Origin of the sequence: Rathayibacter sp. VKM Ac-2805 (genome assembly GCF_009834265.1) — a bacterium.
Lineage (GTDB): Bacteria > Actinomycetota > Actinomycetes > Actinomycetales > Microbacteriaceae > Rathayibacter.
In genome coordinates, this window is record NZ_CP047185.1 from 1794157 (window position 1) to 1808247 (window position 14091).

The following is a 14091-nucleotide window of genomic DNA, read 5'->3' on the forward strand; positions in this document are numbered from 1 at the left end:
AGCCGAAGCCCGCCCCTTGCGTCCTGTGCCTGTGCGGCCGAGGAGGTCGACCCTACTGGGCGGCCGCCACGATGTTGACGACCTTGCGGCCGCCCTTGCTGCCGAACTCGACAGCGCCCGCCGAGAGGGCGAACAGGGTGTCGTCGCCACCGCGTCCGACGTTCGCGCCGGGGTGGAAGTGGGTGCCGCGCTGGCGGACGATGATCTCGCCCGCGTTCACGACCTGGCCGCCGAAGCGCTTGACGCCGAGACGCTGCGCGTTCGAGTCGCGACCGTTGCGAGTGGAGCTCGCGCCCTTCTTGTGTGCCATTTCTCATCTCCTCGAGACCGGGGGGCCGCAGCCCCGTGCTGTTGCCCTGCAGGGCGATGGCTCGCTCCGCAGGTCAGCTCAATTCCTTTGCAGGACTACTTGATGCCAGTGACCTTGACGCGCGTGAGGTCCTGACGGTGCCCCTGGCGCTTCTTGTAACCGGTCTTGTTCTTGAACTTCTGGATGATGATCTTCGGACCACGGAGGTCCTCGAGCACCTCGGCGGTGACGGTGACGCCCGCGAGGGTCGCCGCGTCCGAGGTGATCGACTCACCGTCGACGAGCAGCACGGCAGGAAGCTGCACGGTGCCGTTCTCGTCGGCCTTGACGCGGTCCATCGTCACGATGGTGCCGACCTCGACCTTCTCCTGCCGACCGCCGGCGCGCACAACTGCGTAAACCACTTCTCGTACCTGTTTCTCGTCTGGACGGAGCGGAGGCCTCGTCCGGGGCTTGTAGGGACGGGGCTGAGCCCCGGTCTTCCGGTTCGTACCCGTCTCCTCACGACACGAGGGAACCGGCACCGCGGCCCGCGCCCCGTGAGGGGCGGAGCGACAACGGGAATCTGCGTGAGCACATGGATCGCGCCACACCAACGGTCAAGAGTACGGGATCCGCGCTCCACGGTCAAACGCACACGACTGCGAAGCCGTGTCCACCCGACCGGCGACCCCGTCACGATAGTCGAGGAGGAGGCGCGTGGACGGACGGCGCGCCGCCTACGATCGGGGAATGGCCATCCTCGTCGACGCCGCGCGCTGGCCGGCGCACGGCCGGCTGTGGGCGCACCTCGTGAGCGACGTCTCGCTCGAGGAGCTCCACGACTTCGCGCGCCGCCTCGGCGTGCCCGAGCGCGGCTTCGACCTGGACCACTACGACGTGCCCGAGGAGCGGATCGACGAGCTCGTCGCCGCGGGCGCGGTCCCCGTCGGCGCGCGGGAGCTGGTCGAGCGGCTGAGGCGGAGCGGGCTCCGCGTCCGCGGGCGCGACCGGGACGCCGAGAGGGCCCGGCGCCGGCTCTCGCCGGGCACCGGGCCCTCCTGACACCGGGTCGCGCTACTGGTCGGCGCGGCGCGGGGTCTGCTCGGGGATGACCGCGACTCCGGTGAGCGCGGCCGTCGTGACGCGCCGGCTCTTCGCACGGCCCTGGCCGGGCTGCTTCGGGGCCGGCAGAGCGTCGAGCACGGAGTCGAGCAGGTGCTCGGCGACCTCGCTGCGGACGCGGCGCGGAGGCGTGACCGGCGCGATCGGGATGTCGAGGATCGGCGCGGCAGCGGCCGGCTCGATCTCCTTCTCGACCGGGGTCTCGACGGGAGCCGACTCGACGGTCGCCGTCTCGGCGGCCTCCTGGCGCGGCTCGCGGTCGCGGCTGCGACGACGGCGCTCGCCCCGGGCGGGACGCTCGCCGCGACGGCTCGGCTCGGACGGCTGCTCCTCGGGTGCCGTGGCGGACTCCTCCGGCGCCATGGCCCCGACGGTCTCGGCGGCGTCCTCGACCAGCGCGGCCGCCTCCTCCGCCGCCTGGCGCACGGCCTGGGGGTGGATGGTGCTGGCGGCGATCTGCGCGAGCGCGTTCTTCGCGTCGTCCGTGATGGCGTGGGTGCTGACCGGCTTGGTCGCCGGCGCGCCCTGCCCGTTCTGCCCGCCGTTCGAGCGCCCGGAGGCGGCGGGCTGCTGCTCGCCGCCCTTGCCCCGGCGGCGCTGCTCCTGCTGCGGAGCGGCGGTCGACCGGTGCTTGAGCACGGGGTCGTGGTGGACGATGACGCCGCGTCCGGCGCAGATCTCGCAGTTCTCGCTGAAGGTCTCGAGCAGGCCCAGGCCCAGCTTCTTGCGGGTCATCTGCACGAGGCCGAGCGAGGTGACCTCGGCGACCTGGTGCTTCGTCCGGTCGCGGCTCAGGCACTCGACCAGGCGGCGGAGCACGAGGTCGCGGTTGGACTCGAGCACCATGTCGATGAAGTCGACGACGATGATGCCGCCGATGTCACGCAGGCGCAGCTGGCGGACGATCTCCTCGGCCGCCTCCAGGTTGTTCTTCGTGACCGTCTCCTCGAGGTTCCCGCCCGAGCCGACGAACTTGCCGGTGTTGACGTCGACCACCGTCATCGCCTCGGTGCGGTCGATCACGAGCGAGCCGCCGCTGGGCAGCCACACCTTGCGCTCCAGCGCCTTCTCGATCTGCTCCGTGATGCGGAACTCGTCGAACGCGTCCTTCTCACCCGTGTAGACCTCGACGCGCTCGAGCAGATCGGGGGCGACCTGGCTGAGGTAGAGCTCGATGGTCTCGCGGGCGTCGTCGCCGGCGATGACCATCTTCTCGAAGTCCTCGTTGAAGACGTCGCGGACGATCTTGATCAGCAGGTCCGGCTCGCTGTGCAGGAGAGCGGGAGCCTGCCCGCTCGCGGCCTTCGCGCTGAGAGCCGTCCACTGCGCGGTCAGGCGCTCGACGTCGACGGTCAGCTGCTCCTCCGTGGCGCCCTCGGCCGCGGTCCGGACGATGACGCCCACGTTCTCGGGCAGCACCTCCTTGAGGATCTTCTTCAGGCGGGCGCGCTCGGTGTCCGGGAGCTTCCGCGAGATGCCGTTCATCGAACCGTTGGGCACGTAGACGAGGTAGCGGCCGGGGAGCGAGATCTGGCTCGTGAGACGGGCGCCCTTGTGGCCGACGGGGTCCTTCGTGACCTGGACGAGGACCCGGTCGCCGGGCTTGAGCGCGAGCTCGATCCGGCGGGGGCCGCCGGCGTTGTTCGCGGCGTCCCAGTCGACCTCGCCGGAGTAGAGCACGGCGTTGCGCCCGCGTCCGATGTCGACGAAGGCGGCCTCCATGCTCGGGAGGACGTTCTGCACGCGGCCGAGGTAGACGTTGCCGATGAGCGACGCCTCCTGCGAGCGGGCGACGTAGTGCTCGGCGAGGACGCCGTCCTCGAGCACACCGATGCGGATGCTGTCCTCCTTGGAGCGGACGACCATGACGCGGTCGACGGCCTCCCGGCGGGCGAGGAACTCGGACTCGGTGACGACCGTGCGGCGCCGGCCGGCGTCGCGGCCGTCGCGGCGGCGCTGCTTCTTGGCCTCGAGACGGGTCGAGCCCTTGATGCGCTGCGGCTCGGTGATGAGCTCGGGCTCGCGTGCCTCGCGCTGCTCGCGCGGCTGGCGGACCCGGACGACGGTGTTCTCGGGGTCGTCGGAGCCGGACCTCTCGCTCTCGCCGCTGCGGCGGCGCGAGCGGCGGCGGACGGAGCCCTGCTCCTCGGCCGGGCTCTCGCGCTCCTCCTGGACGCCCAGCGGCGCACCGCGGGGCGGCAGCGGAGCCAGCTCGACGTAGTCGGGCAGGACCGGCGCCTGGAACAGCAGCGACGGGCTCGGCAGTGCGGGCCGTCGCGGCTCCTCCTGCTCGGCGCCCAGGGTCTGCGGGAGGGCGTTGAAGAACACCGCGCCCGTCGACGTCGACGGCTCGGCCGCCTCCGCGGCGCTCCCGGTCTCGGGCAGCTCGGTGCCCTCGGCTCCGGTCTGGTCGGTCTCGTTGCTGTCGATGATCGTCTCCCCTGTCGCTGGCGCGCTCGACTCGGTCCGCCGGGTCGCCCGGCGGCCACCGAAGAGGCGGCTGATCTTCCTGGCCCCGCTGCGGGGCTCGTCGCGGTCCGGATCGGATCCGCTCGTACTGTTGTCTTCCACCATTCCTGGTGCACTCCTCGGCCGGGTCGTCCGCCGCGTCGTCTTCCCGGATGCTTCTCTCGTGCGAGGGGCCTCGGCCCGCCGCGAATCCTTCCGCTCCCCCGGTCCCGTCGCGCTCGTGGCGCGGGACTCCGGTTGCAGCTGCACTCTCGGAACTGACTATCCGACACGCGCTCCCCCGCGGTGCGACCTGCGGTCGACTCCCGGCGGAGCGGAGATCCGGCGCGTCCATTCGCGGAACGCTGTCGATCTCCTGTGGCCCGGTACTCGCCCGGTAAACCTTCTTCGCGTCGATGCGGGGTCCCCCGGACCGACGGCTCCGATTATCGCACGCATTCCCAGAGGCGCCGATCCGGCGCGTGCCATAATCCCCCGGTGTCCAGCGATTCCGGGGTGCGCGACGCCCCCACCCAGCAGCGCCCCGTCGTCTTCGCCGTCCTGCTGATCGTCCTCGGCGTGATCGGCTGGACCGCCGCCTTCGCCCTCACGAACGACAAGTTCGCCGCTCTCGAGAACCCGGATGCGGGCCTCGGCTGCGACTTCAGCCTGCTCGTGCAGTGCAGTGCGAACCTGAACTCGGCGCAGGGCGCGGTCTTCGGCTTCCCGAACCCTCTCATCGGCCTGGCGGCCTGGATCGCGCCGATCGTGGTGGGGCTGGGCCTGCTCGCAGGCGCCCGGTTCGACCGGTGGTTCTGGGCGGCCTTCAACGTCGGCTTCCTGCTGGCCCTGGTGTTCGTGGGCTGGCTCATCGCGACGAGCGTCTTCGCGCTCGGAACGCTCTGCCCCTGGTGCATGCTCACCTGGGCCGTCGTCATCCCGGGCTTCTGGCTGGTGACGCTCCGCAACCTCCGTGAGGGCGTGTTCCCCGTCCCCGCCGGGGTGCGCCGCTTCGCCGGCGCCGCCTACGGCTGGGTCCCGTTCATCACGCTGCTCTGCTACCTGCTGATCGCGGTGATCGCGCAGGTGAGGCTGAACGTGCTCGCCTACCTCTGACGGACGGCGTCAGAGGCAGGCGGCCGAGCGGCTCAGGCGAACCAGAGGCCGAGCTCGCGCGCGGCCGACTCCTCGGAGTCGGAGCCGTGCACGAGGTTCTGCTGGACCTTGAGGCCCCAGTCGCGGCCGAGGTCGCCGCGGATGGTGCCAGGAGCGGCCGTGGTCGGGTCGGTGGTGCCGGCGAGGGCGCGGAAGCCCTCGATCACGCGGTCGCCCGCGATGCGCAGGGCGACGATCGGGCCGCTCTCCATGAATTCGACGAGCGGCTCGTAGAAGGGCTTGCCCTCGTGCTCGGCGTAGTGGGCGGCGAGCAGCTCGCGGTCGGCCTCGACGAGCTTCACGTCGACGAGGGAGTAGCCCTTCGCCTCGATGCGGCGGAGGATCTCGCCGGTGAGGTTGCGGGCGACGCCGTCGGGCTTGACGAGGACGAGGGTCTCCTGAGTGGCCATGGTTCAGCGGTCTCCTTCGGTGGGGTCGGTGGGCTCCGCCGCCCGGCGCGTCTGAGCGTCGAGGCGGGTGCCGGTCACCATGCAGTACGTCCACAGCGCCACGAACGCGGCGCCGATGACGTACATGATCGGGACCAGCAGGCCCGAGGCCACGATAACGAACTGGAGCACCCAGCCGATGCGGAAGCCGACCGGCCGGTTCAGCAGGCCGAGAGTGGCGACGAGCGCGAGGCAGACCACCGCTCCCCCGACCAGCACGACCACGGGGTCGGCCGCCTTCAGCCCGAAGGCGACCAGCGTGGCGAGGAAGACGATGACCGCCTCGAAGCCGAGCACGATCGAGCCGAGGCTCTCCCGGACGGTCCGCGAGCGGCGGGGGCGTCCGGCCCTCACGCGCCCAGCCAGTTCTCGTCGCGGGCCGCGGTGATCGTGCGGCCGACGAGGGTGATCGAGCCCGTGACCAGCAGAGCGCCCTTGTCGGTGCGCGCGGCGAGGACGCGACCGGCCGTGAGAGCACCCAGCGGATCCTCGGCGACGCGGACCGCCTCCTCCGGGAACACGGTGCGGGCGAGCGCGGCGAGCTCCTCGGCGGGCATCGCCCGATCGCTCGGCGCCGTGGTCACGATCAGCTCGTCCACCACGGGACGGAGCTCCCGGAGGATCCCCTCGGCGTCCTTCTCGGCCAGCACGCCGAGGACGGCCGTCACGCGGTCGAAGTCGAAGTAGCGGCCGAGAGCAGCGGCGAGGGACGCGGCCCCGTGCGGGTTGTGCGCCGCGTCGACGACGGTGCGCGGAGCGAGTCCGACGAGCTGCAGGCGGCCCGGGGAGGTCGCGGCGGCGAAGCCCTCGTCGAGGACGTCGCCGGTGAGCTCCTGCGTCCCGCCTCCCAGGAACGTCTCGACCGCGGCGACGGCCACGGCGGCGTTCTCGGCCTGGTGGTCGCCGAAGAACGGCAGCAGCAGCTGCTCATACGTGGTGACGAGTCCCCGGACGGTGACGACCTGGCCGCCGACGGCGACGGTCGTCGATTCGACGTCGAACTCCGCCCCCTCGACGACGATCGTCGACTCGGTGGCCTCGGCCGCGTGCCGCAGCACCGCCTCCGCCTCCGGGACCTGCCTCGCGGAGACCACCGAGGCGAGCGGCTTGACGATGCCCGACTTGGTGCGCGCGATCTCCTCGATCGTCGAGCCGAGGCGGTCGGTGTGGTCGAGGGCGATCGGCGTGAAGACGGCGACCTGCGCGTCGGCGACGTTCGTCGAGTCCCACTCGCCGCCCATCCCCACCTCGACGACGGCCACATCGACCGGCGCGTCGGCGAAGGCCGCGTAGGCCAGGACGGTGATCGCCTCGAAGAAGGACAGCGGCGCCTCGCCCTGCTCGGCCAGCTCGGCGTCGGTCATCCGCAGGTACGGCTCGACGTCCTGCCAGTTGTCGGCGAGGCTCCGGTCCGAGATCGGCTCTCCGTCGATGACGATGCGCTCGTTGAAGCGCTCGAGGTGCGGACTGGTGAACAGGCCCACCCGCAGCCCGTGGGCGCGCAGCAGGCTCTCGATCATCCGGCTGGTCGAGGTCTTGCCGTTGGTTCCGGCGATCTGGATCACCGGGTAGGCGCGCTGCGGGTCGCCGAGGATCTCGACGGCGCGCCGGGTCGGAGCGAGGCGCGGGCGGACGCTCGCCTCGCCCAGGCGCTCCAGCAGCGCGGCGTAGACGGCGTCGGCGGCCGCGCGGTCGGCGTCGTCCGGCTCGAACGGATCAGACATCGGCGGCCTCGACCTTCTCGACGCGGATGATGGCGGTGCCCGCGGGGCCGACGGCGATCGCGCCCTCGCCACCCTCGAGAGCCGTGGTGAGCGGAGTGAACGCGCATCCGGTCGCGAGGGTCTCCTCCGCGATCCAGAGCGCGTGCGGCTCGAGCGCCTGCAGGCTCGGCTCGTCGAGCACGACCTCCAGGACGATGCGGTCGCTGACCTCGAACCCGGCCGCCTTGCGGGCGTCCTGCACCGCGCGGATGAGGTCGCGGGCGAGCCCCTCCGCTTCGAGCTCGGGGGTGGTCGCCGTGTCGAGGAGCACGAAGCCCCCGCGCGGGAGCAGGGCGATGGCGCGGTCGTCGCCGGCCGAGCCGCCGACCTCGAGCGTGAGCTCGTACTCGCCCTCGACCAGCTCGACGCCGCCGGCGGTGACGACACCGTCCGTCTCGCTCCAGTCGCCGGCCTTGGCGGCCCTGATCACGGTCTGCACGCCCTTGCCGAGCCGGGGCCCGGCGGCGCGCGCGTTGACCGCGAGACGGGAGGTGACGCCGTAGTCGGCGGCGCTGGAGTCGACCAGCGGCACCAGCGACACCTCCTTCACGTTCAGCTCGTCGCGGAGGATCGCCTCGAACGGCGCGAGCTCGGCGGCGTCCGCGACCACCACGGTCAGGCGCGCGAGCGGCAGGCGGACGCGGAGCCCGGCCTGCTTGCGGAGGGAGAGCGCGGTGGACGAGATGCCGCGGACAGCGTCCATCGCGTGCACGAGCGCCGGGTCGGCGGGGAACTCGTCCGCCTCCGGCCAGTCGGTGAGGTGGACGCTGCGGCCGCCGGTCAGGCCCTGCCAGATCTGCTCCGTGACGAGAGGCAGGAGCGGGGCGGCGACGCGGCACACGGTCTCGAGGACCGTGTAGAGCGTGTCGAACGCCTCCGATCCGCGGCCGTCCTCGTCGACGCCCTGCCAGAAGCGGTCGCGGGAGCGGCGCACGTACCAGTTGGTGAGCACGTCGCTGAAGTCGCGGAGCGCGGCGGCCGCGAGCGTGGAGTCCAGCGCCTCGAGCCGGCCGGTCACCGTCTCGACCAGATCGCGGGTCTTGGCCAGCAGGTAGCGGTCGAGGACGTCCTCGGAGCCGGTGCGCCTGGTCGCCTCGTAGCCGCCGCCCGCCGAGGCGTTGGCGTAGAGGGAGAAGAAGTACCAGGTGCTCCACAGCGGCAGCAGCACCTGGCGGACGCCCTCGCGGATGCCCTCCTCCGTCACGACGAGGTTGCCGCCCCGGAGGACCGGGCTCGACATCAGGAACCAGCGCATGGCGTCGGAGCCGTCGCGGTCGAAGACCTCGGCCACGTCCGGGTAGTTGCGCAGCGACTTGGACATCTTCTGCCCGTCGTTGCCCAGCACGATGCCGTGGCTGACCACGTTGCGGAACGCCGGGCGGTCGAAGAGTGCGGTGGAGAGCACGTGCAGCGTGTAGAACCAGCCGCGCGTCTGCCCGATGTACTCGACGATGAAGTCCGCCGGGTTGTGGGTGTCGAACCAGTCGGCGTTCTCGAACGGGTAGTGCACCTGGGCGAAGGGCATCGATCCGGAGTCGAACCAGACGTCGAGGACGTCGCTGATCCGGCGCATCGTCGAGCGCCCGGTCGGGTCGTCGGGGTTCGGGCGGGTCAGCTCGTCGATGAACGGCCGGTGCAGGTCGTCCGGGCGCACGCCGAAGTCGCGCTCCAGCTCGTCCAGCGAGCCGTAGACGTCGATCCGCGGGTACTCCGGGTCGTCGCTCTTCCACACCGGGATCGGCGAGCCGAAGTAGCGGTTGCGGCTGATGGACCAGTCGCGCGCGCCCGAGAGCCACTTGCCGAACTGGCCGTCCTTGACGTTCTCGGGGACCCAGATGATCTCCTGGTTGAGCTCCTCCATGCGGTCGCGGATCGCGGTGACGCGGACGAACCAGCTCGAGACCGCCTTGTAGATCAGCGGGTTGCGGCAGCGCCAGCAGTGCGGGTACGAGTGCTCGTAGCTCGCCTGGCGGAGCAGCCGGTGGCCCGCGCGCAGGAGCTGCGTGAGGGGCTTGTTCGCGTCGAAGACCTGGAGGCCGGCGACCTCGCTGATCTGCGGCAGGAAGCGGCCGCCGTCGTCGACCGAGATGATGACGGGGATGCCCGCCGCCTCGCAGACCTTCTGGTCGTCCTCGCCGTAGGCGGGCGCCTGGTGCACGATGCCGGTGCCCTCGCTGGTGGTCACGTAATCGGCGACGAGGATGCGCCACGCGTTCTGCGTGCCCCAGGCCTCGGTGTCCGCGTAGTGGTCCCAGAGGCGGTCGTAGCTGATCCCCTCGAGCTCGGAGCCGCGGTGGGTGCGCGAGACGGCGGCCAGGGCCGACTCCGCGTCCGGATAGCCGAGGTCCTTCGCGTAGGCGCCGACCTGGTCGATGGCGAGCAGGTACTCGGCCGAGAGCTCGCGCTCCTCGGGCTCGCCCCTGCCGTCGGCCGCGCCGTTCGGGCCGGCGGGGACGACCGCGTACTCGATGTCGGGCCCGACGGCGAGCGCGAGGTTCGTCGGCAGCGTCCACGGCGTCGTCGTCCACGCGAGAGCGCGGACCGCCGTCAGCTGGAGCGCCTCCGCCGTCTCGCCGACCAGCGGGAAGGTGACGGTGACCGTCTGGTCCTGCCGCATCTTGTAGACGTCGTCGTCCATCCGCAGCTCGTGGTTCGAGAGCGGCGTCTGGTCGCGCCAGCAGTACGGCAGCACGCGGTGGCCCTCGTAGGCGAGGCCCTTGTCGTAGAGCTGCTTGAACGCCCAGATCACGGACTCCATGAAGGTGGGGTCGAGCGTCTTGTAGTCGTCGTCGAAGTCGACCCAGCGCGCCTGGCGGGTGACGTAGTCCTGCCACTCCCCGGTGTAACGCAGCACCGACTCCTTCGCGGCGGCGTTGAAGGCCGCGACGCCCATCTCCTCGATCTGGGACTTGTCGGTGATGCCGAGCTGCCGCTCCGCCTCGAGCTCGGCGGGCAGGCCGTGGGTGTCCCAGCCGAAGCGGCGGTGCACCTGGCGTCCGCGCATCGTCTCGAAGCGGGGGAAGACGTCCTTGGCGTAGCCGGTGAGGAGGTGCCCGTAGTGCGGCAGGCCGTTGGCGAACGGCGGGCCGTCGTAGAAGACCCACTCCGGCGCTCCCTCGCGCTGCCGGATCGACTCCTGGAAGGTGTCGTCCGCCTTCCAGTACGCGAGCACGCGCTCCTCGATCTCGGGGAAGCGCGGCGACGGGGACACGCCCCGGCCGAACGCGGAGCCCTCGGCGGGCTCGGCTCCGTGCGGGGTGGGCGGGGTCAGGGGGTAGGTCACGTGCGGTCTCCTGGCAGTGCTGCTGGTCTGCACGAGGACGGCCCGCCCGGATCTCAGACCCCGGGCCGGGTCGCGGTACCACCTCGCTTGGACCGGTCGGTTGGTCGCTCCCGGAGGAGTGCCCGCTGACGCGTTCCCACTCGATCGGCTGTCACGGGCCGCACCCGTCCGGGTCTACTGGGCGCAGGCCGGAGCCGGCGCCGTTCTTCCGGAGACTCACCGGTGATGGCCGGGTCGAAGTCGTCCGGCGCTATCCTAGCGCGTCGGGGGAAGCGGAGCAGGAGCGGTTCATGGTGCGAGGAGTGCAGCGCGGACGGCCCCGCGCGTCGTCGCGCTCCATGCTCGAGGACGCCGCACTGGACCTCTTCGTCGAGCAGAGCTACGCGGGCACGACGATCGAGCAGATCGCCCAGCGCGCGGGCGTCTCGCGCAACACCTTCTTCAACTACTTCGAGTCCAAGAGCGACGTCTTCTGGGTGCTGGTCGACGACCGGCTGGCCGAGCTCCCGGAGGCGCTGGCCGAGACGGCGGCAGAGGCGCCGGTGATGGACGCGCTCGGCGACGCGCTGCTCGCGATCGGCTCCGGCTTCGGACCCGCGACGGTGCCGTGGGTGCTCACCCAGTCCGAGATGATCGGCAGCGTCCACGAGCTGCAGGCGTCGGCCCTCGGCCGCCTCGCGCGGCAGGCGGCCGTCATCGCCCGCTTCGTGGAGGAGCGGAGCGCGCGCCCGCTGCCCTCGCACCTCTCGCGCGCCATCGCCTACGCGAGCGTCGGAGCCGCGGTGGCGGCCGTGCAGGCCTGGGCCGCGGCGGGCCCCACCCGCGGCGAGCTCGTGCCCTACCTCGACGAGGCGCTCGCGCCCGTCCGCGCCGGCTTCGCCCCCGTCGTCGACTGACCCGGCTCCCGCCGCTCCGGTAGAATCGTCGCGGCCGGCGGGCGACTCGCCCCGGAGCCCCCATCCAGGCACCATCACCACCGACACGGTGCCGCCCATAGCGAACCGGAGCATCATGACCCTCGCCGACCGCCTCCCCGCGAAGCCCGCCCTCGAGGGCCTGGAGGGCACGTGGGGCCTCCGCTGGCAGACCGACGGGACCTACCGGTTCGACCGCACCGGCCTCACCCGCGCCGACGTCTACTCGATCGACACCCCGCCGCCCACCGCGTCCGGGTCGCTGCACATCGGGCACGTCTTCTCCTACACGCACACCGACGTCGTCGCGCGGTTCCAGCGGATGCGCGGCAAGAGCGTCTTCTACCCGATGGGCTGGGACGACAACGGCCTGCCCACCGAGCGCCGCGTGCAGAACTACTACGGTGTGCGCTGCGACCCGACGCTCCCCTACGAGCCCGGCTTCACGCCTCCGTTCGAGGGCGGCGACAACAAGAGCAGCAAGGCCGCCGACCAGAAGCCGATCTCGCGCCGCAACTTCGTCGAGCTGTGCGAGCGCCTCACCGTCGAGGACGAGAAGCAGTTCGAGGACGTCTGGCGGGCCCTCGGCCTGTCCGTCGACTGGTCGCAGAGCTACCGGACCATCGGCGACGAGTCGCAGGCCGCCTCGCAGCGCGCCTTCCTCCGCAACCTCGCCCGCGGCGAGGCCTACCAGGCGCAGGCCCCGACGCTCTGGGACATCACCTTCCGGACCGCCGTCGCCCAGGCGGAGCTCGAGGACAAGGACCAGCCCGGCGCCTACCACCGCCTCGGCTTCCACCGCGACGGCGGCGAGGACGTCTTCATCGAGACGACCCGTCCCGAGCTGCTGCCGGCCTGCGTCGCCCTCGTCGCGCACCCCGACGACGAGCGCTACCAGGCGCTGTTCGGCACCACCGTCCGCACGCCGCTCTTCGACGTCGAGGTCCCGGTGCTCGCGCACCACCTCGCGCAGAAGGACAAGGGCTCGGGCATCGCGATGATCTGCACCTTCGGCGACATCACGGACGTGGTCTGGTGGCGCGAGCTCGACCTGCCCAACCGCGCGATCATCGGCTTCGACGGCCGCCTGATCTCGGAGGCTCCCGCCGCGATCACGAGCGATGCGGGCCACACCGCCTACGAGCAGCTCGCCGGCAAGACCGTCTTCTCCGCGAAGCAGGCCGTCGTGGCGCTGCTGAAGGAGTCCGGCGAGATGGTCGGCGACCCGCGCCCCATCACGCACCAGGTCAAGTTCTTCGAGAAGGGCGACAAGCCGCTCGAGATCGTGTCGACCCGCCAGTGGTACATCGGCAACGGCGCTCGCGACGCGGTGCTCAAGGAGCGCCTGCTGGAGCTCGGCCGCGACGTGCGCTTCGTGCCGGAGTTCATGCGCGTCCGCTACGAGAACTGGGTGAACGGCCTCTCCGGCGACTGGCTGATCTCGCGCCAGCGCTTCTTCGGCGTGCCGATCCCGGTGTGGTACCCGCTCGACGGCGACGGCAACCCCGTCTTCGACTCCCCGATCGTGCCGGACGAGGCGGCGCTGCCGGTGGATCCCTCCAGCGACCCGGCCCCCGGCTACACGGAGGACCAGCGCGGAGCGGTGGGCGGCTTCCAGGGCGAGCTCGACGTGATGGACACCTGGGCGACCTCCTCGCTGACCCCGCAGCTCGCGGGCGGCTGGGAGCGCGACGACGAGCTCTGGCAGCTGGTCGCTCCCTACGACCTGCGCCCGCAGGGCCAGGACATCATCCGCACCTGGCTCTTCTCGACCCTCCTGCGCTCGCAGCTCGAGGACGGCCGCGCCCCGTGGAGCACGGCGACCGTCTCCGGCTTCATCGTCGACCCCGACCGCAAGAAGATGTCGAAGTCGAAGGGCAACGTGGTCACTCCCGCCGCGATGCTCGAGCAGCACGGCTCGGACGCGGTCCGCTACTGGGCCGCCTCCTCGCGCCTGGGCACCGACGCGGCCTTCGACCCGCAGAACCCGACGCAGATCAAGATCGGCCGCCGACTGGCGATCAAGATCCTCAACGCGGCGAAGTTCATCCACGGCTTCCCTCTCGCCGAGGGCGCCGAGGTCACCGACCCGCTCGACCTCAGCATGCTGGCCACCCTCGACACCGTGGTCGCCGACGCGACGACGGCGCTCGAGAACTACGACCACGCCCGCGCCCTCGAGACGACGGAGGCGTTCTTCTGGACGTTCTGCGACGACTACCTGGAGCTGGTGAAGGAGCGCGCGTACAGCGAGGACGGCGCGTCCGCCGCGGCCGCCCTGCACCGGGCGCTCGACGTCCTCCAGCGCCTGTTCGCGCCGTTCCTGCCGTTCGCGACGGAGGAGACCTGGTCGTGGTCGCACGACGACTCGGTGCACCTGCGCCCCTGGCCGGCCGTCGAGGGCCTGGGCGGCGACCCCGCTGTCCTGGCAGCGGCGAGCTCGGTCCTCACGGCCATCCGGCGCGCGAAGACCGATGCGAAGGCCTCGCAGAAGACGCCGGCCCGCTCCGCACTGGTGACGGCGCCCGCCGAGCTCGTCGCGTCCCTCCGGCTCGCCGCGGGAGACCTCGCGGCCGTCGGCAGGATCGCGGCGCTCGACTTCGCCGAGGGCGACGCCCTCGCGGTCGGCATCGAGCTCGAGACCGAGGCGTAGCGCCGCTCCCGG

Annotated in this window: 11 protein-coding genes; 4 read left to right on the top strand and 7 right to left on the bottom strand. The window is 71.7% G+C overall.

Going from position 1 to position 14091, the window contains the following annotated elements; all coding sequences use genetic code 11:
• Window positions 1–52 precede the first annotated feature (52 nt).
• Both rpmA and rplU read right to left on the bottom strand, forming a co-directional pair.
• On the bottom strand, window positions 53–310 hold the full coding sequence (gene rpmA, locus GSU40_RS08325; protein WP_068209107.1) for a 50S ribosomal protein L27: 258 nt from the start codon (window positions 308–310) through the stop codon (window positions 53–55).
• Between the two features lie 95 nt (window positions 311–405).
• On the bottom strand, window positions 406–714 hold the full coding sequence (gene rplU, locus GSU40_RS08330) for a 50S ribosomal protein L21 (RefSeq protein WP_104223682.1): 309 nt from the start codon (window positions 712–714) through the stop codon (window positions 406–408).
• Window positions 715–1042: 328 nt separating this feature from the next.
• On the opposite strand from rplU, the gene GSU40_RS08335 reads away from it, so the two are divergent.
• Window positions 1043–1354, top strand: a complete 312-nt coding sequence (locus tag GSU40_RS08335; RefSeq protein WP_104226718.1) for a DUF4031 domain-containing protein — start codon at window positions 1043–1045, stop codon at window positions 1352–1354.
• A 12-nt stretch (window positions 1355–1366) separates the two neighbouring features.
• On the opposite strand, the gene GSU40_RS08340 is transcribed toward GSU40_RS08335, so the two are convergent.
• Window positions 1367–3988 carry an Rne/Rng family ribonuclease gene (locus GSU40_RS08340; RefSeq protein WP_160034423.1) on the bottom strand — a complete coding sequence of 874 codons (2622 nt, stop codon included), beginning with the start codon at window positions 3986–3988 and terminating at the stop codon, window positions 1367–1369.
• A 372-nt stretch (window positions 3989–4360) separates the two neighbouring features.
• Between GSU40_RS08340 and GSU40_RS08345 the strand changes: the two genes are divergently transcribed.
• The gene (locus tag GSU40_RS08345) at window positions 4361–4978 is read left to right on the top strand and encodes a vitamin K epoxide reductase family protein (RefSeq protein WP_244229633.1); all 618 of its coding nucleotides are present in this window, start codon (window positions 4361–4363) and stop codon (window positions 4976–4978) included.
• Between the two features lie 32 nt (window positions 4979–5010).
• Here the strand turns inward: GSU40_RS08345 and ndk are convergent, their stop codons facing one another.
• From ndk to ileS, 4 genes are read right to left on the bottom strand one after another with little or no spacing between them, the layout of a single operon-like run.
• Entirely contained in the window at window positions 5011–5427 is a 417-nt protein-coding gene (gene ndk / locus GSU40_RS08350) for a nucleoside-diphosphate kinase (protein ID WP_104223686.1), read from the bottom strand.
• Between the two features lie 3 nt (window positions 5428–5430).
• The gene (locus GSU40_RS08355) at window positions 5431–5820 is read right to left on the bottom strand and encodes a DUF4233 domain-containing protein (protein WP_104262805.1); all 390 of its coding nucleotides are present in this window, start codon (window positions 5818–5820) and stop codon (window positions 5431–5433) included.
• On the bottom strand, window positions 5817–7190 hold the full coding sequence (locus GSU40_RS08360; RefSeq protein ID WP_160034425.1) for a folylpolyglutamate synthase/dihydrofolate synthase family protein: 1374 nt from the start codon (window positions 7188–7190) through the stop codon (window positions 5817–5819). Before GSU40_RS08360 ends, GSU40_RS08355 begins: the two co-directional genes overlap by 4 nt.
• On the bottom strand, window positions 7183–10500 hold the full coding sequence (gene ileS / locus GSU40_RS08365) for an isoleucine--tRNA ligase (protein WP_160036195.1): 3318 nt from the start codon (window positions 10498–10500) through the stop codon (window positions 7183–7185). Before ileS ends, GSU40_RS08360 begins: the two co-directional genes overlap by 8 nt.
• A gap of 302 nt (window positions 10501–10802) precedes the next feature.
• On the opposite strand from ileS, the gene GSU40_RS08370 reads away from it, so the two are divergent.
• Together GSU40_RS08370 and valS are read left to right on the top strand one after the other, a co-directional pair.
• Entirely contained in the window at window positions 10803–11408 is a 606-nt protein-coding gene (locus tag GSU40_RS08370) for a TetR family transcriptional regulator (RefSeq protein WP_104327686.1), read from the top strand.
• Window positions 11409–11523: 115 nt separating this feature from the next.
• Window positions 11524–14079: a valine--tRNA ligase gene (gene valS, locus GSU40_RS08375; RefSeq protein ID WP_160034427.1), complete on the top strand. Its 2556-nt coding sequence runs from the start codon at window positions 11524–11526 to the stop codon at window positions 14077–14079.
• Window positions 14080–14091: the final 12 nt, after the last annotated feature.

What these genes read in the sequence shown, in the direction of transcription:
- GSU40_RS08370 (WP_104327686.1), top strand. Translation starts at nt 10,803, where the DNA reads ATGGTGCGAGGAGTGCAGCGCGGACGGCCCCGCGCGTCGTCGCGCTCC.
- ndk (WP_104223686.1), bottom strand. Translation starts at nt 5,427, where the DNA reads ATGGCCACTCAGGAGACCCTCGTCCTCGTCAAGCCCGACGGCGTCGCC.
- GSU40_RS08360 (WP_160034425.1), bottom strand. Translation starts at nt 7,190, where the DNA reads ATGTCTGATCCGTTCGAGCCGGACGACGCCGACCGCGCGGCCGCCGAC.
- valS (WP_160034427.1), top strand. Translation starts at nt 11,524, where the DNA reads ATGACCCTCGCCGACCGCCTCCCCGCGAAGCCCGCCCTCGAGGGCCTG.
- rpmA (WP_068209107.1), bottom strand. Translation starts at nt 310, where the DNA reads ATGGCACACAAGAAGGGCGCGAGCTCCACTCGCAACGGTCGCGACTCG.
- GSU40_RS08340 (WP_160034423.1), bottom strand. Translation starts at nt 3,988, where the DNA reads ATGGTGGAAGACAACAGTACGAGCGGATCCGATCCGGACCGCGACGAG.
- GSU40_RS08335 (WP_104226718.1), top strand. Translation starts at nt 1,043, where the DNA reads ATGGCCATCCTCGTCGACGCCGCGCGCTGGCCGGCGCACGGCCGGCTG.